The organism is Xanthomonas sp. NCPPB 3761, assembly GCF_041475705.2.
Lineage (GTDB): Bacteria > Pseudomonadota > Gammaproteobacteria > Xanthomonadales > Xanthomonadaceae > Xanthomonas > Xanthomonas phaseoli.
Map to the genome: position 1 here is coordinate 1,982,890 of NZ_CM191262.1, position 16,674 is coordinate 1,999,563.

Consider the following 16,674-nt stretch of genomic DNA (forward strand, 5'->3'; position numbering starts at 1 on the left):
CGCGCCAGCGCCTGCAGGTTGCGCACGCATGAGCGGCTGGCGATGACCGACGGCCGGCGCATGTGCGCGGTATTGCACCAGTTCGCGAGCACTCTGGTGCCGGCAGACATGCCGGCGATTGCACTTTACGTCGCCTTGTCGCTGGTTGCCGCGTTGGCCGGCAGCGTGGTGGCGGTGTGTCTACTGCCGCTGGTGCAGCCAGGTCACAGCGTGCAACTGGCGGGCTATCGCCTGGCCTTGCCGGGCGGGCTGGCGATGCAGGCGTGCGTGTTCATTGCGGTGAGCCTGCTGTTTGCCGTGCTGCGTTGGCAGAGCGCACGGCTGGCCGCGCAGTTGACCAGCCGCTATGCCATCGGCCTGCGCGCACGCGTGCATGCGGCATTGATCGATGCGCCATTGCCGGCCTTGTCCGGGGCAAGCTCGGCAGAAATCGCCAACGTGCTCACGTACAACATCGAGATCGCCACGCAAGGCTTCAGCGCCGTGCTGCAGCTGCTGGTCGCGGCCATCACTGCACTGGTGAGCCTGTGCATCGCGGTGCTGATCGCACCTGCGCTGTTGATCAGCGCCCCATTGCTGGCGGTGCTGGCCTGGTTGGGTCTGCGCTTCTCCAGCAGTCGCGCACAGGCACGCATCAGCCGCGCGTACGTGGCGGACATGACCCAGCTGTTCTGGCTGAGCGAAGATTTTCCGCGTCGCCTGCGCCACGTGCGCTCGTTTCAGCGCGAAGACCTCGAAACCCGCCATTACGAGCGCATTTCCGCGCGACTGGGGCACGGGTATGCGCAACAGCAAGCACTTGTCGCCGGCAGCCGCCTGCTGCTGGAACTTACTGCGGTAATCGTCATCGCCGGCATTTTGGTGCTGGCCAATCGATGGCAGGAGGGCGATCGTGCTGCGCTGATCACCGTCAGTCTGTTGCTCGGCCGTCTGTTGCCGTACCTGGTCACCACGCGGCAGAGTCTTCAGCAGTTGCGTTCTGCGTGGCCGGCGCTGCAGCTGTGGCGCCGCTATGTCGACCTGGGGGCTGCGCGGGTACATGTCCCGGAAACAATGGCCGAACCACTGCCGGCTGCGCTGCATATCGAACACATCGGGCTGGCGTTGCCGCTGCCCCAACGCGCGATCGAATCGATATTGCTGGTTCCAGGCCGGATGACCCTGGTGGTCGGTGCTTCCGGCGTGGGCAAGAGCAGTCTGATGGATGTGCTCTCCGGCCAGACGCCGCCGGCGCAGTTCGTGGCGCACATGGGCGGACGTCGGCTGACGTTCTCCGCGTATCGGCATCTGGTGCGGCACAGCGCCTACATCGGCCAGGGCGTGCGGCCTTGGCAGCACACAGTGCGCGAGTGCCTGCAGTGGGCGCTGCCCGATGCCTCTGATGCACGCATGTGGGAGACGCTTGCGGATGTCGGCCTGTGTGCACGGCTGCAGCGCGATGCGCACGGTCTGGACACGCCGATTCATGCGCAGGGCGGGCGCCTGTCCGGCGGCGAGTTGCAACGCCTGCTGCTGGCGCAGGTGTTGCTGCGTCGACCGACGCTGGCCGTCCTGGATGAAGCAACCAGCGCCCTGGATGCCGATGCCGAACATCAGGTGCTGAGCACCCTGCGCGCACGCCTGCCGCAAAGCGCGCTGGTGGTGGTGTCGCATCGCACCAGCCTGGCCGCGGTGGCAGACCGTACGGTGACACTGGGCAGCGCACCTCTCGAAACGGGACACGCCGGCACGGGGGAACTGGCAACGCACAGCGCACGATGACGCGTCATCGGCTGGCAACCAGTCGGGGCAATCACCCCGGGGTAGAGGGTGACGCAACGGCTTGTGGCGATGGAGCGGTGGCGGATCAGATCCGCCGGCTGCTGCCTGATCCGCTATTGCTGACAGAGCCGCGGCCGTTGCCAGGCACGCACCGAGGTGCGCCAATTCCCACCTAACACAGTGGCTTACACGCCTGGCGTTTGCGCGGGCGTTTCATCATCCTCACTCACCTGCAATGTCTTCCAGTGTCCGATTGCGCGTGCGCGGCCCGAATGCGGCAATCACGCTTGCCACGATCGACATGCTGAGCGCGATGAAGGCCAGCACCCCATGGCTGCCAACCTGCGTCAGCAACCAGCCGATCAGCACGCTGCTCACCGCCGTGGACAGGCGACTGAAGGAGTAGCAAAAGCCCACGGCACGGGCACGCAGGCCGGTCGGGAACAGCTCGGCCTGATAGCCGTGATAGGCAAAGCTCATCCACGCGTTGCAGAACGCGACCATCGCCCCGCACAGCACCATGCCGACGGCCTGATGCTGCAACGCAAACAGCCCGCCAAACAGAACAGCGCCCAGCGCCGATGCGGTGATCTGCCATTTGTTTTCCCAGCGCTGCGCAAAACGCAGCAGCAGCAACGGCGCCAGCGGGTAGGCCAACGAGATCGCAAACGCGTAGGCCAGGCTTTTGGTTACCCCGGCCCCGGTGCCTTGCGCCGAGATCAGCGCAGGCAACCAGTTGCCGAAACCGAAGAAGCCGATCGCCTGAAAGACATGGAAGACGATCAACATGCCGATGCGCCCGCGATACGGCGCACGCCACAGTGGCGTGCTGGGCATCACACCGGCCGGCGCGGGTGTGGCCGCCTGCGGTGCGGGCAGTGGCGCACCCACATCGCGCGTGCAGCGCGCTTCCAGTTCGGTCACCACTGCATCGGCTTCCGCATGGCGGCCGTGTGCGGCCAGCCAGCGCGCCGATTCCGGCAAGCGGCTGCGCAGCCACCAGATCGCCAGCGCGAACGCGCCGCTGAGCAATACCACCCAGCGCCAGCCGCTCACCCCCAGCGGCGCGGACGGCACCAACATCCATGCGGTCAGCGCGACCGTGGGGACCGCCAGAAATTGCACGAAAAATGCAAATGCAAACGCCGCACTGCGCATGTGCCGCGGTACCAGTTCGGACAGATACGTATCGATGGTGACCAGTTCGATTCCCAACCCGATACCGACCACAAAGCGCAGCACGATCACACCGCTGGCAGTGCTCTGCAGACCCATCGCCACGGTCGCCGCGGTGTACCAGATCAAGGCGAAGGTAAACACCGGGCGACGCCCGAACCGGTCGGCAAACGGGCTCAATAGCGCGGCACCGACAAACAGCCCAAGGAAGGTGGCCGCCGCGAATGCGGCCTGATCGGACATGCCGAACGCCCCGTCCGCGCCACTGGCAAAAATGCCGTCGCCAATCAGCCCGGGGCTGATGTAGGCGGTCTGGAACAGGTCGTACAACTCGAAGAACCCGCCCAGCGCCAGCAGCCCCACCAACCGCCACAGCGTGGCGCTGGCCGGCAGCCGCTCGATCCGGGCGGCGATCTGCGCCGAAGCCGAGGGCTGTTCGGGGGGGCGCTAAAGGACTCGAAGACATGGGCAGGCATAGGCGCGAACAGGGCGGCGTCATCATAGCCAGCGTCCGGATGCCACAGCGGGCGCGCTTCGTCGCGCAGTCGATGCGTTCGTCTGTCGCGGGAGGGCATTGGGTATTCAAGGTGCGCCCCGCCGACCAAGGAACAGCGCGCTGCACCGCAGCCGCAACCGCAGCGCCCCTGCCGGCAGCAAGCTCAACAACGCTGCTGTCGCGAGTCGGGCAGGGCCGTACGCCCGATGCGTTGTCCGACTGCTGGAATGCTGTAATCCCTCACGGCACCCAACAAGCCGCTGGCAATGCCGCCGGGCCAGCCCCATCTCTGGCATATCACTCTTCCCGGAGTCATTCGATGACCCCCATTTCCGTGCTCGATCTGGCGCCGGTCTGCGAAGGCAGCGACACCACCCACGCCTTCGCCAACATGCTCGATCTGGCCCAGCACGCCGAGCGTTGGGGCTATCAGCGCTACTGGCTGGCCGAACACCACAACATGCCAGGCATCGCCAGCGCCGCCACCGCCGTGCTGATCGGTCACGTCGCCGGCGGCACCAAGACCATTCGCGTGGGTGCCGGCGGCATCATGTTGCCCAACCACGCACCGCTGCAGGTGGCCGAACAGTTCGGCACGCTGGCCTCGTTGTATCCGCAGCGCATCGACCTTGGCCTGGGCCGTGCCCCGGGTACCGATCAGCCCACCGCACGCGCCTTGCGGCGCTATTTCGACAGCGCCGATCACTTTCCGCAGGACGTGGCCGAATTGATGCGCTATTTCGCGCCGGCGGTGCCGGGGCAACTGGTACAGGCGGTGCCCGGCGCCGGGCTGGAAGTGCCGGTGTGGCTGCTGGGGTCGAGCCTGTTCAGTGCACGCCTTGCCGCCGCGATGGGTCTGTCGTTCGCGTTCGCTTCGCATTTCGCGCCCGATGCCATGGACGAAGCGGTGGCGATCTATCGCCGCGAATTCCGCCCGTCCGCACAGCTCGCTAGGCCGCACGTGATGCTGGCCCTGAATGTGGTGGCGGCCGACACGCACGCGCAGGCACGGCGTCTGTTCACCACCCAGCAGCAGAGCTTCGTCAATCTGCGTCGCGGCAAGCCAGGCAAGATTCCGCCGCCCATCGACGATATCGACAGCTTCTGGCAGCCGCATGAGCGTGCCGGGGTGGAGCGTGCACTGGCCTGCACGGTACTGGGCGATGCCGAGCAGATTGCGCGCGGCGTGGCCGAGTTCATCGAGCGCCACACGCCCGACGAGCTGTTGTTCACCGCCAACATCTACGACCACACCGCGCGTCTGCGCTCTTTCGAAATCGCCGCGGCCGCGTGCCGCGAGCTGGACGTGACCTTGGCGTGATTCACGCCGCTTTGCGCGGCGATCCGCTGTGATGCATGCACATCCATTGGGAAGACCAGCATGCAATTTCAGGAACGCAGCGAGAGCATCAGGCAGTTGGCCGAATTGATTCGGGGAGTGGACATCGCGATGTTCACTACCGTCTCGGCCGATGGCAAACTGGTGAGCCGCCCGCTGGGCACGCAGGAAGTCGAGTTCGACGGCGACCTGTGGTTTGCCACCGCCGCCGACAGCCCGAAAGTCGCGGAAATCGCCGCCGATCCGCGTGTCAACGTGGCCTATGCGTCGGCCTCGAAGAACACGTATGTCTCGGTGGCCGGCACCGCGCGCGTGGTCCACGACCGCACCAAGATCGATGAGCTGTGGTCGCCGGCGATGAAGGTGTTCTTCCCGGGCGGCAAGGACGACCCGAACCTGCGCTTGATCCACGTGCGTGCCGAATCGGCCGAATACTGGGACGGCCCCAGCGGCCTGCTCGGCAAGGCGCTGTATTTCGTGATGACGGCGGTCACCGACGATACCGGGAGCCTGTCGGACAACCGCGTGGTCGACCTGAAGTAACTGCGTCGAAGACGACGCGCCGGACGCGCTGCGCTCAGCGCCAGGCGTCCGGCCACCAATCGCGAACCAGGTCCACCAGCTGATCGGAGGTGACGCCGAACACCGCCACCGAGATCAGCGCAGCTGCCCAGCCCACCAGCATCAGCGCACCGTCGCGCTCGAGCAGGGCCAACGCGAACAGCAGCAGGATCAGGCCGAAAATATAGTTGGTGAAGGGAATCGGCAGCGTCAGCAGGATGCCGACCAACACCAGTAGCAAGCCGGTGAGGAGCTGCGCCGGCATCCGGTCCAGCATGCCGTGCAACCGCGGTTTGAGCAGGCGATCCAGGCGCTGCAGCGTCGGTCCCAGTTTGGCCACGAAGCGTTGGCTGGTCCGACGGCGCGGCCCACGTTCACCGATGAAGCGCGGTACCCACGGCTTGCGCAGGCAGCACATCATCTGCAACCCGATCAGGATGGTCAGTGGTCCGCTGATGCCACCGGCGACGCCAGGGATCGGAATGAACGAGGGCAGGATCGCAAGAAACAGGAACACGCCGAAGGCGCTTTGCTGCAGGTCGGCCAAGATTTCGCGAACGCGCAACACCTGGTCCGGATCGCCTTCGCTGAAGGCTGCCAGCAAGCTGCGGATGCCTTCGTTGCGGTAGCGCATCTGCTCGCTGGCATCATCGCGCGGCGCACTGCCGTCACCCGACGATGTCATCGCTGTCCTCGTCGCCCACCCGGCGCAGCAGCAACTTGTCCACGCGCGCACCGTCCAGGTCGACGATCTCGATGCGCCAGCCGGCCCAATCGAAGAATTCGCCGGCCTGCGGAATGCGCCCGAAATAGTAAATGCACAGGCCCGCAAGCGTGTGGTAATCGCCTTCGTCGGCGTCGGGCAGTTCGGCACCGAGCACTTCGCGCAATTCTTCCACCGGCAGCGAACCGTCGATCAACAGCGAGCCGTCCGCGCGCGTGACCACCAGCGCGTCTTCGTCGGTATTTTCCACCGCCTGCAGACGGCCGACCACCGCGCCCATCAGGTCGCTGATGGTCACCAGGCCGCGGATCTCGCCGTACTCGTCCACCACCAGCGCCATCGACTGCTGTTCTTCGCGGAAAATCTCCAGCAGCTTCATCGCGTGCGTGGATTCGGACACGAACAAGGTGTCGCGCAGCGCCTGGAACAGGTGCGCGCCGTGGCCATCCATGCGCGTGACCAGCGATTTGACTTCCAGCACGCCGGCAATGTCCTGGTCGCTGCCGCGGTATACCGGGTAGCGCGAAAATTCGTGTTCGCGCATGACCTGCAGATTGCGTTCCGGCTCGGCGTTGGCGTCCAGCCAGGCGATGCGATTGCGCGGGGTCATCAGGCTGTCGGCGGTGCGATCGCCCAACCGCATCACCCGATTCATCATGTCGCGCTCGTGCGCGTCGATCACGCCGGCCTCGTGACTTTCTGCCACCAGCATGCGGATCTCTTCTTCGGTGACCGAGGCCGACTCGTCCTTGCCCATGCCCAACATGCGCAGCACCAGCCGGGTGGAGCGCGCCAGCACCCACACACCGGGCGCGGCGATCTTGGCCAGCCAGGCCATCGGCACCGCGACAACGCCTGCGATGTCTTCGGAATTGCGCAGCGCCAGCCGCTTGGGCACCAGCTCGCCGAAGATCAGCGTCAGGAACGTGATCAGCGCCACCGCCAGGGTGCTGCCGATCACCACCGAATACGGGCGCGGCTTGCCGACCAGTTCGAACGTGCCCGCCAAGGCCGGGAACACCCCCTGCAGCCAGCTGGCAATGGCTTCGCCGATCGCCTCGCCGCCGAACACGCCGGTCAGGATGCCGATCAGGGTGATGCCGATCTGAACCGTGGACAGAAAGTTTTCCGGGCTTTCGGCCAGTGCCAGGGCCCGCGCGGCGCGCTTGCTGGAACCGGCCATCTGCTTCAGGCGGCTCTTGCGCGAGGTCATCAACGACATCTCCGACATGGCGAAGAAGCCGTTCAGCACGATCAGGGCGATGACGATCAAAAACTCAACCACGGGCGTCTTCCCCGGTCAGTGAAGGGGAGGGCGGGAGAGCATTGGGGCTACCGGCGGGCGCACAGGCCGGGCGGCAACACGGGGGGATAGGGTCGTCTTCCATAGGGTGCACCCGAAGGCGCGCAGGCATGTTAGCAAACCCCAGGGTGGTTCGAGCCGGGAAATGTCGATGTGAAGGCCGCTCCCGGCGCGAGATACCCAGAGAGGTCATGGAACGGTCATAATTCGCGCCTGGCGCCGTCTCTCCCTCGACGGCAGGAAGTTGTCCACCCATGTTCTCGTTGCAGACCATCTTCGGTTCCGGCAAGCAGTTCTATGCGCTTCTGAACGAAGCGGCGCAGGCCGCCTACGACAGCACCAAGGCGTTGCACGCCATGATGCGCGAGTCCGACCGCCAACCGGCGCTGGACGCCTTCAAGCTGGCCCGCCTGCGCGAACGCGCCGCCTCCGACAAGATCGGCCAGGCGCTGGTGGACAGCTTCATGACCCCGATCGAACGCGAAGACATCGAGGCGTTGGGCTCGGCGCTGTACAAGATTCCCAAGCAGGTGGAGAAGTTCGCCGACCGCTACTCGCTGGCGACCAAGCACCTTGAACACATCGACTTCGCCCCGCGCGCGGCGATGCTGGAGCAGGCCGCCGCGGTGGTGGTGGAGATGGTGGCCGACCTGCCGCACATGAACATCGACCGCATGACCGCGCTCAACGACAAGCTGCGCATGCTCGAGAACGAAGCCGACCGGCTGATGCTGGAGCTGTATCGCGACATCTATTCCGGCCGCCTGGACACGTTGCAGATGTTCCTGCTCAAGGAGTTCTTCGAGATTCTGGAAAAGGCCATCGACCGCTGCCGCGAGGCCGGTGTGGTGGTCTACCAGATCGTGCTGAAGAACAGCTGAGGTCGCCGCGTGCTTACCTTAGTTCTGGTGGTGATCCTGGCCGCGTTGGTGTTCGAGTTCATCAACGGCTTCCACGACACCGCCAACTCCATCGCCACCGTGGTCGCCACCAAGGTGCTCTCGCCCGGCTGGGCGGTGATGCTGGCCGCCGGCATGAACCTGATCGGCGCGCTGACCGGCACCGCTGTGGCGCTGACGATCGCCTCGGGCCTGCTCAATACCAACGTGGTCGAGGTCACCCCGCAGGTGATCCTGTGCGCGCTGCTGGGCGGCATCATCTGGAACCTGATCACCTGGTGGAAGGGCCTGCCGTCTTCGGCCTCGCATGCCTTGATCGGTGGGCTGTGCGGCGCCGGCCTGGCCGCGGCGCACAACAACTGGGACGCGCTGATCTGGTCGGAAAACATCGGCAACTGGGCCAAGAACAAGGGCCTGTTGTGGAAGGTGTTCGTGCCGATGATCACCTCGCCGATCGCCGGTTTCGTGCTCGGCATCGCGGTGATGGTGCTGCTGTGGGCGATCATCGCCGGCATGTCCAGGCTCGGCGGCCCGATCGGGCGGCTGGCGCGCCCGCGCTGGGTCAATGCGTTCTTCGGCAAGGCGCAGATCGCCTCGGCCGCGTACATGGGCTATGCGCACGGCCACAACGACGCGCAGAAGACCATGGGCATCATCGCCATGACCCTGATCGGCGCGCAGTCGGCCGGCGCGCTGGACGACCTGCCGGGCTGGTTGTCGTTCCTGCATCCGGGCACCGGCCTGGCCGCCGGCGCCGGTATCCCGATGTGGATCGTGCTGACCTGCGCGGTGGTGATGGCCGCAGGGACGGCGTCGGGCGGCTGGAAGATCATCAAGACGCTCGGCCACAAGATGGTCAAGCTGCACCCCATCCACGGCTTTGCCGCAGAAACCAGCTCGGCGACGGTGCTCACCGTGGCGGCGCATTTCGGCATGCCGGTGTCCACCACGCACAGCATTTCCACCGCCATCATGGGTGTGGGTTTTGCCAAGAACCCGCGTTCGCTGCGGCTGGGCGTGATCGAGCGCATCGTCTGGGCCTGGATTCTCACCATCCCGGCTGCTGGCGGCGTGGCGTATCTGATCCTGATGCTGTTCGAGCTGTTCGGCTGGACCTGAGCGGTGCCGCGCTGCGGTCACGCACCGTCGGCACACTGCACTGCCGTTGCCGTATCGGCCTGCTTCCGGCAGGTTGCCCGCATGCCATGAGTGAGACCCTTTCCCGATGATGCTGGCCCTGGTGTGCGTGTTGTTCGGGTTTGCCTGGTTGATCGACCGCCGCGGACTGCGGCGGTTTTCCCGCGGATTGGGCTTGGCCAGCTTGCTGCTGGTGTTCGCGGTGGGGTGCGGTCCGTTGCCCTCCTGGATGTTGCAGCACCTGCAGCGCACCGGGGTCAACGACTTCAACGCGTGGGGCGCGCGCAACGTCATCGTGTTGCTGGGTGCCGGCACCGTGCGCCCGGAAGGTCGCGACGCGGTGGCCGAAGCCAATCTGTTCGCCTACGGCCGCATCGTCGAATCGGCACGGCTGTACTGGCAATGCCGGCACAGCGGGGGCGATTGCAAGATCGAGATCAGCGGCGGCGATGCACGCGGCCTGGGCCTGTCCGAAGCGGTGGTCTACCAGCGTGTCTTGTTGGGCCTGGGCATTCCGCGTGCAGATCTGATCATGGAGCCCTCGAGCATGAACACCTGGCAGAACGCGCAGTTCAGCCAGCCCTTGCTGCGCGCCTACCGGCCCGATCGCATTGCGCTGGTGTCCTCGGCCACCCACCTGCGTCGCGCAGACTTGTATTTCCGCCATTTCGGCATCGAGGCCACACCGGTGCGCGCCGACTGGCTGACCGCCACGTGGTCGATCCTGCCGCAGAGCTACAACTTCACCCTGGCCGATGTGGCCCTGCACGAATACCTGGGCATTGCGCGCTATCAGGTCTACCAGTGGTTGGGGTGGAATGTGCAGGCTAGCGAGCCTGGTGCGTTGTGATTGGGAGCCTGGATTTGGGATTGGGGATTCGTAACAGCTGGTGCGCTGCTGGATCTGCTTGGCTGATGTACTTGCGACGGTGCTTGCCAGTTCCAGATTGACGATGGCCACGCAGATGCGCGGCATTCAGAAATGGCGGGACTGCCAATGGCCTGGTCGCCGGCCGCGTGTGCGGCCGGCGCTGGCTGCGCTCAGCGCGTTTGGTACATCGCCTTGACGTCGCTGCGGAACGCGGCCTGGCTGTCGGCGCGGTTATAGAACATGTGGCCGCCGGGATATTCGCGCACCTGCACGCGCTTGCTGTCGCTGCCCATGGCCGGCATCTGGTCCACCGTCAGCACCGAACCCATGAACGGGCAGGAGAGGTCGTTCCAGCCGTGCGCGATCAACACGCGCAGCTTCGGATCGATCGCCACCGACTGACGCAGCTGGGTCACTGCGCCCTTGCGAAGCTCGTCGTTCCAGTCCCAGAGCTTGTTCACGTCGTAGTTGAGCGCGCGATATTGCGCATCGATCTTCCAGCCGACCACGCGGGTCACGAAGTCCACCATTGCGGTGGTGGTGGGCGCAATGATGCTGTCCAGCAGCGGGTCGTTGGCGCGTTGTTCGGCATCGTTGGGAAACGGATCGAAGGCGGTGACGTTGGAATCGTAACGGCTGCCCAATTCGCCCTTGTCACGAAACACCTCGCGCAAATAGGCCTGGGTTTCCAGGCGTCCGCCGGAGCGCCGCACGTACGCTGGGTCCAGCCCGGTCATGCGGGTGACCTGCTGCAGCATCGCCTCGGTAGCCTGCGGGTCGGTGCGTCCTTTCATCAGCGCCACCGCGTAATCGCCGCGGGTATAGTCGATCACCTGGCGCATCGCGCTGTCGCTGAGCTGGCCCTGGCGCTCCAGGTGCGCGGCAGCGATCGAGGGCAGCGTCAGCATCCATGCCAGGGGCGACACATCGCCGTTGTCGTCCAGGGTCGGGTTGAGATACGGCGACACCAGCACCACGCCGTTCATCGCCACACCCAGCTGTGTCTGCAGGTAGTGGGTGATGCGCGGACCGCGGAAGCCGCCGTAGCTTTCGCCGACCAGGTATTTGCGCGCCTGCAGGCGGCGGTTCTTTAGCAGCCAGTCGTAGATCACCCGCGAGAGGTATTCCACATCCGCCTGCGGGTTGTAGAACTGCTTCTTGGCATCGTCGTCGCCGATCAATGCGCGGCTGAAGCCGGTGCCGACCGGGTCGATGAAGACCAGGTCGGTGAAGTCCAGCCACGTGCCTGGGTTGTCGCGCAGCGTGGCCGGCGCCGACGCGCTGTCGCCTTCGGCGCCGACGCGCTGTCGCCTTCGGCGCCGAAACCGACGATCTTCGGCCCGATCGCGCCCATGTTGAGATACACCGATGCGGCGCCCGGCCCACCATTCAATGCGAAGGTCACCGGGCGGTCCTTGCCGTCGACGGTGTAGGCGGTGAACACCACCTCGCCCGTGGTCTTGCCCTGCGCATCGCGTACCGGCAACGTGCCGACCGTGGCGGTGTAGCCCAGGCTATGGCCGGCCACCCGTGTGCTCTGGCGCACGCTGGCGTCGGCCGGCAAGGGCGCCTGTTTGGCGGCAGCGGCATCGGGTTTGGCAGCGCTTTTATCGGCCTTGTCTGGCGCATCGGCCAGCGCTGGCCCGCTGAATAGCACGCAGGCCAGCAGGCCGGCACGGAGAAAGAAGGGCATGGGCATCGATGTGGGAGCAGGGAAGCGCCGATGCTAGGCTGCTGCAGAGCCCGGTGAATGTGCAGGAAGGCATGGATGTCGTGCGGACTGCCGCCTCAGGGGGCCTCGCCCGCCCCTTACCCCAACCCCTCTCCCGGCGGGAGAGGGGCTTGAGGCCGTGTACTCGTTGCCGCGCTCGATACAGCTCGACATTGCAGCAACGACGCGCGGAGGCGGCATCGCTGCCGGGAGTTAACGGCAAGGGGCGCTGATATTCCGCGACGGTGAATCGGACAGGATGTTTGCCGAGCCAAGCAGCCGGTTCCGGGGCCCACTTATGCCCCTTGCCGAAGCCGGCAACCGATCGCCCGCGCTTGCACGCACCCGCATGCCAACCCTCACCCCAACCCCTTGCCGACGGCAGAGGGGCTTTCGCTTCTCGGGGCTTCTGAAACTCCCGGTGTCCTCAAACTTCCAGCGAGGCCAGATCGCCCTTGGTTTCCAGCCACTGCTTGCGGTCGCTTGCGCGCTTTTTGGCCAGCAGCATGTCCATCAACGAACGCGTCTGCTCGCCGTCGTCGATGGTCAGCTGCACCAGCCGGCGCGTGTCCGGGTGGATGGTGGATTCGCGCAGCTGCTGCGGATTCATTTCGCCCAGGCCCTTGAAGCGGGTCACGCTGATCTGGCCCTTCATCTTCTCGCGCGCGATCTTGTCCAGCAGCGTGGTCTTTTCTTCTTCGTCCAGCGCGTAGAACACCTGCTTGCCTACATCGACACGGAACAAAGGCGGCATCGCCACGAACACGTGGCCGGCAGCGACCAGTGCGGGGAAATGCTGCAGGAACAGCGCCGTCAACAGCGTGGCGATATGCAGGCCATCGGAGTCGGCGTCGGCCAGGATCACCACCTTGCCGTAGCGCAGCCCGGTGATGTCGTCCTTGCCCGGGTCGCAACCGATCGCGATCGCCAGGTTATGCACTTCCTCGGAGGCCAGCACGCTGCCCGACGCGACTTCCCAGGTGTTGAGGATCTTGCCGCGCAGCGGCAGGATCGCCTGGAAATCCTTGTCGCGCGCCTGCTTGGCCGAGCCGCCCGCAGAATCGCCTTCGACCAGGAACAGTTCGGTACGCGACAGGTCCTGGCTGATGCAATCGGCCAGCTTGCCGGGCAGGGCGGGGCCCTGGGTGACCTTCTTGCGGACGATCTGCTTTTCGGTCTTCAACCGTGCGCTGGCGCGGTCGATGGCGATCTGCGCGATCTTCTCGCCGATCTCCACGTTCTGATTCAGATACAGGCTGAAGGCGTCGTGCGCGGCGCCTTCGATGAAACCGGCGGCTTGGCGCGAGGACAACCGCTCCTTGGTCTGGCCGGAAAACTGCGGATCGGTCATCTTCAGGCTGAGCACGAAGGTCACCCGGTCCCAGACATCTTCCGGTGCCAGCTTGACGCCGCGCGGCAGCAGGTTGCGGAAATCGCAGAACTCGCGCAGCGCATCGGTCAGGCCCGAACGCAGGCCGTTGACGTGGGTGCCATGCTGCGCCGTGGGGATCAGGTTGACGTAGCTTTCCTGCACCAGCTCGCCTTCCGGCACCCAGGCCGCGGCCCAGTCGACGATCTCGGTGTCTTTCTTCAGATTGCCCACGAACAGCTCGGCCGGCAGCAGTTCGTGCTCGGCCATCTCGCCTTTCAGGTAATCGCGCAGGCCGTTTTCGAAGTACCAGCTGTCCTGCTCGCCGGTGGCCTCGTCATGCAATTTGACGGTCAGCCCGGGGCACAGCACCGCCTTGGCGCGCAGCAGATGGCGCAGCGCACGCACATTGAACTTGGGCGTGTCGAAATACTTGGGGTCGGCCCAGAACCGCAGCCGCGTGCCGGTGTTTTTCTTGCCGACGGTGCCCACCACTTCCAGCTTGGACGCGGCATTGCCATCGCGGAACTCCATGCGATGCTCGCTGCCCTCGCGCTTGATGAACAGCTCGACCTTGGTCGACAGCGCATTGACCACGCTCACGCCCACGCCGTGCAAGCCACCGGAGAAGGTGTAGTTGCGATTGCTGAACTTGCCGCCGGCATGCAGCCGGGTCAGGATCAGTTCAACACCCGGAATCTTCTCTTCCGGATGGATGTCCACCGGCATGCCGCGGCCGTCGTCGGACACTTCGCAGCTACCGTCCTTGTACAGTGTGACTTCGACCTGCTTGGCGTGGCCGGCCAGCGCCTCGTCGACCGAGTTGTCGATCACTTCCTGCGCCAAATGGTTCGGGCGCGCAGTGTCGGTATACATGCCGGGGCGGCGTTTGACCGGGTCCAGGCCCGACAGCACTTCAATATCGGCGGCGTTATAACGGGTGTTCATGCATCTCGTTGGCACGTGAAACGACGCGCAAGTGTGGGGGCTGAGCCGATTTTTTGCACGCGACCGGCGTTCAGTGGAGGGCCGGGCAGCATTGGCTACCCTGGCGTTGGTTTCGGAATCAAACGTCCCCACCTGAGGATGTCACCGAAGCCAAAGAGGACGCCATGAAGTTCAAGCACATCCTGATGCTCACCCTCGGTGCGGCCGCAGTCGCAGCGCTTCCCGCCATGGCCCAGGCCGCTCCGCAGCAGACCGGACAGGGCGCGGCTGCCCAAAAGGCCGACGACGCCAAGGCCAAGACCGAAGCCGAGCGCAAGGCCGAACGCCGTGCCGCCGCTGCCGCGCAGAAGCCCAAGGCCGATAGTGCGCCGCGCGAGGAAGAGGAAGAAGAAAAGCCTGCACGCTGATCGCGCGGTCTAGCGGCCAGGTGCCATCGACGCCCCGGCATTGCCGGGGCGTTTGCTTTTTGGATAGGCCAAGTAGGGCGACTCAGCAGCGGCCCTGCTGGTCGTAGCCGGTACCGGGAATTGGCATGTGGTGCGCGTGCATTCCGGTTCCTGCATGAAGCTAGCAACTGCCCGTCGTGGCTGTCAGCCGCTCAGGGCGTGCGCGGCATGCGCTGTTTCAACCTGGGATGACCTTGTCGTCACGCAACCCTTGGGCATTCGCCCGTCACCCGCTAAACTATGGCTTTCCGGGAGGCTTCAAGCCCCATGACCCCCCTGATTTTCGTTACCGGCGGCGTAGTGTCCTCGCTAGGCAAGGGCATTGCCGCCGCTTCGCTTGCGTCCATTCTTGAAGCGCGTGGCCTGAAGGTCACGATGATGAAGCTGGACCCGTACATCAATGTAGACCCGGGCACGATGAGCCCGTTCCAGCATGGCGAGGTCTACGTCACCGACGACGGTGCCGAAACCGACCTGGATCTGGGTCACTACGAGCGTTATGTGCGCACGCGCCTGTCGCGCAAGAATTCGGTGACCACCGGCCGCATCTACGAGAACGTCATCCGCAAGGAGCGTCGTGGCGATTATCTTGGCGCCACCGTGCAGGTGATTCCGCATATCACCGACGAAATCCGTCGTTGCATCGACGAGGCCACGGCCGGGTACGATGTCGCGTTGATCGAAATCGGCGGCACCGTCGGCGACATCGAATCGCTGCCGTTCCTGGAGGCGATTCGCCAGGTGCGCACCGAGCGCGGCGCCGAAAAGGCCATGTTCATGCATCTCACGCTTGTGCCGTACATCGCGGCGGCCGGTGAGTTGAAGACCAAGCCGACCCAGCATTCGGTCAAGGAACTGCGCTCGATCGGCATCCAGCCGGATGTGCTGCTGTGCCGGTCCGAGCAGGCGGTGCCGGATTCGGAGCGCCGCAAGATTGCGCTGTTCACCAACGTCTCCGAGCGCGCGGTGATCAGCTGCCCGGATATCGACGTGCTGTATGGCATGCCGCTGGAGTTGCTGCGTCAGGGACTGGACGAACTGGTCATCGACCAGTTCAAGTTGCGCGACAAGGTGGCCGCTGCGGATCTGTCGGAGTGGGCGGCCGTGGTGGACGCGGTCAAGCATCCGCTGGACGAGGTCAACATCGCCGTGGTCGGCAAGTACGTCGATCACCAGGACGCCTACAAGTCGGTGGCCGAGGCGCTGCGTCACGGCGGCCTGCGTCAGCGCACCAAGGTCAACCTGAAGTGGCTGGAAGCGCAGGATCTGGAGGGCAGCGACATGTCTGCCCTGCAGGATATCGACGGTATCCTGGTGCCGGGCGGTTTCGGCGACCGCGGTTTCGAAGGCAAGGTGCAGACCTCCAAGTTCGCGCGCGAGCACAAGGTGCCGTATTTCGGCATCTGCTACGGCATGCAGGCGGCAGTGGTGGACTATGCCCGCCACGTCGCCGACCTGGATGCAGCCAACAGCACCGAGAACGATCGCCAATCGCCGCATCCGGTGATCGGCTTGATCACCGAATGGCGCACCGCCACCGGCGAAGTCGAAAAGCGCGACGAGAAATCCGACCTGGGCGGCACCATGCGCCTGGGCCTGCAGGAGCAGCGCCTGAAGCCGGGCACGCTGGCGCGCGAGGTCTACGGCAAGGACGTGGTGGCCGAGCGGCATCGTCACCGCTACGAGTTCAACAACCGCTACCGCACCCAGTTGGAAGATGCCGGCCTGGTGATTTCCGGCAAGTCGATGGACGACACCCTGGTGGAAGTGGTGGAACTGCCGCGCGATGCGCACCCGTGGTTTTTGGCCTGCCAGGCGCATCCGGAATTCCTGTCCACCCCGCGCGACGGCCATCCGCTGTTCATTGGCTTCGTGCGTGCGGCGCGCGAGAAAAAGGCGGGCGGGAAGTTGTTGAAGGAAGCGCGTGCGTGAG

At 65.1% G+C, this 16,674-nt stretch carries 12 protein-coding genes and 1 pseudogene; 8 read left to right on the top strand and 5 right to left on the bottom strand.

Annotated elements, in window-relative coordinates; genetic code table 11:
* Nucleotides 1-42: 42 nt before the first annotated feature.
* Nucleotides 43-1,761 (top strand): ATP-binding cassette domain-containing protein, encoded by a 1,719-nt coding sequence (locus tag ACCQ00_RS08770; RefSeq protein ID WP_039569350.1) that lies wholly within the window; start codon nucleotides 43-45, stop codon nucleotides 1,759-1,761.
* A 222-nt stretch (nucleotides 1,762-1,983) separates the two neighbouring features.
* Here ACCQ00_RS08770 and ACCQ00_RS08775 read toward each other — a convergent pair whose 3' ends face one another.
* Nucleotides 1,984-3,330, bottom strand: a complete 1,347-nt coding sequence (locus tag ACCQ00_RS08775; RefSeq protein ID WP_236493365.1) for an MFS transporter — start codon at nucleotides 3,328-3,330, stop codon at nucleotides 1,984-1,986.
* A 422-nt stretch (nucleotides 3,331-3,752) separates the two neighbouring features.
* On the opposite strand from ACCQ00_RS08775, the gene ACCQ00_RS08780 reads away from it, so the two are divergent.
* Together ACCQ00_RS08780 and ACCQ00_RS08785 are read left to right on the top strand one after the other, a co-directional pair.
* On the top strand, nucleotides 3,753-4,754 hold the full coding sequence (locus tag ACCQ00_RS08780) for an LLM class flavin-dependent oxidoreductase (RefSeq protein ID WP_039569353.1): 1,002 nt from the start codon (nucleotides 3,753-3,755) through the stop codon (nucleotides 4,752-4,754).
* A gap of 60 nt (nucleotides 4,755-4,814) precedes the next feature.
* Entirely contained in the window at nucleotides 4,815-5,315 is a 501-nt protein-coding gene (locus ACCQ00_RS08785) for a pyridoxamine 5'-phosphate oxidase family protein (RefSeq protein ID WP_017155085.1), read from the top strand.
* Between the two features lie 34 nt (nucleotides 5,316-5,349).
* Here ACCQ00_RS08785 and ACCQ00_RS08790 read toward each other — a convergent pair whose 3' ends face one another.
* On the bottom strand, nucleotides 5,350-6,018 hold the full coding sequence (locus ACCQ00_RS08790) for an exopolysaccharide biosynthesis protein (protein WP_039569354.1): 669 nt from the start codon (nucleotides 6,016-6,018) through the stop codon (nucleotides 5,350-5,352).
* Nucleotides 6,002-7,342, bottom strand: a complete 1,341-nt coding sequence (locus ACCQ00_RS08795; RefSeq protein ID WP_017155087.1) for a hemolysin family protein — start codon at nucleotides 7,340-7,342, stop codon at nucleotides 6,002-6,004. The genes ACCQ00_RS08790 and ACCQ00_RS08795 overlap by 17 nt, the downstream gene beginning before the upstream one ends.
* A 272-nt stretch (nucleotides 7,343-7,614) precedes the next feature.
* Between ACCQ00_RS08795 and ACCQ00_RS08800 the strand changes: the two genes are divergently transcribed.
* The 3 genes from ACCQ00_RS08800 to ACCQ00_RS08810 all read left to right on the top strand — a co-directional run bounded on the left by ACCQ00_RS08800 (nucleotide 7,615) and on the right by ACCQ00_RS08810 (nucleotide 10,246).
* Nucleotides 7,615-8,241, top strand: coding sequence for a DUF47 domain-containing protein (locus ACCQ00_RS08800; RefSeq protein ID WP_017155088.1), 627 nt, complete (start codon nucleotides 7,615-7,617; stop codon nucleotides 8,239-8,241).
* 9 nt (nucleotides 8,242-8,250) lie between these two features.
* The gene (locus ACCQ00_RS08805) at nucleotides 8,251-9,378 is read left to right on the top strand and encodes an inorganic phosphate transporter (protein WP_039570081.1); all 1,128 of its coding nucleotides are present in this window, start codon (nucleotides 8,251-8,253) and stop codon (nucleotides 9,376-9,378) included.
* A gap of 106 nt (nucleotides 9,379-9,484) precedes the next feature.
* Nucleotides 9,485-10,246, top strand: a complete 762-nt coding sequence (locus ACCQ00_RS08810) for a YdcF family protein (RefSeq protein WP_039570082.1) — start codon at nucleotides 9,485-9,487, stop codon at nucleotides 10,244-10,246.
* A 191-nt stretch (nucleotides 10,247-10,437) separates the two neighbouring features.
* On the opposite strand, the pseudogene ACCQ00_RS08815 reads toward ACCQ00_RS08810, so the two are convergent.
* A pseudogene (locus ACCQ00_RS08815) lies at nucleotides 10,438-11,960 on the bottom strand (S10 family peptidase).
* 445 nt (nucleotides 11,961-12,405) lie between these two features.
* Nucleotides 12,406-14,295, bottom strand: coding sequence for a DNA topoisomerase IV subunit B (gene parE, locus ACCQ00_RS08820; RefSeq protein ID WP_039570084.1), 1,890 nt, complete (start codon nucleotides 14,293-14,295; stop codon nucleotides 12,406-12,408).
* Between the two features lie 164 nt (nucleotides 14,296-14,459).
* On the opposite strand from parE, the gene ACCQ00_RS08825 reads away from it, so the two are divergent.
* Both ACCQ00_RS08825 and pyrG read left to right on the top strand, forming a co-directional pair.
* The gene (locus tag ACCQ00_RS08825) at nucleotides 14,460-14,702 is read left to right on the top strand and encodes a hypothetical protein (protein ID WP_008571226.1); all 243 of its coding nucleotides are present in this window, start codon (nucleotides 14,460-14,462) and stop codon (nucleotides 14,700-14,702) included.
* Nucleotides 14,703-15,008: 306 nt separating this feature from the next.
* On the top strand, nucleotides 15,009-16,673 hold the full coding sequence (pyrG, locus tag ACCQ00_RS08830) for a CTP synthase (RefSeq protein WP_039570086.1): 1,665 nt from the start codon (nucleotides 15,009-15,011) through the stop codon (nucleotides 16,671-16,673).
* Nucleotide 16,674: the final 1 nt, after the last annotated feature.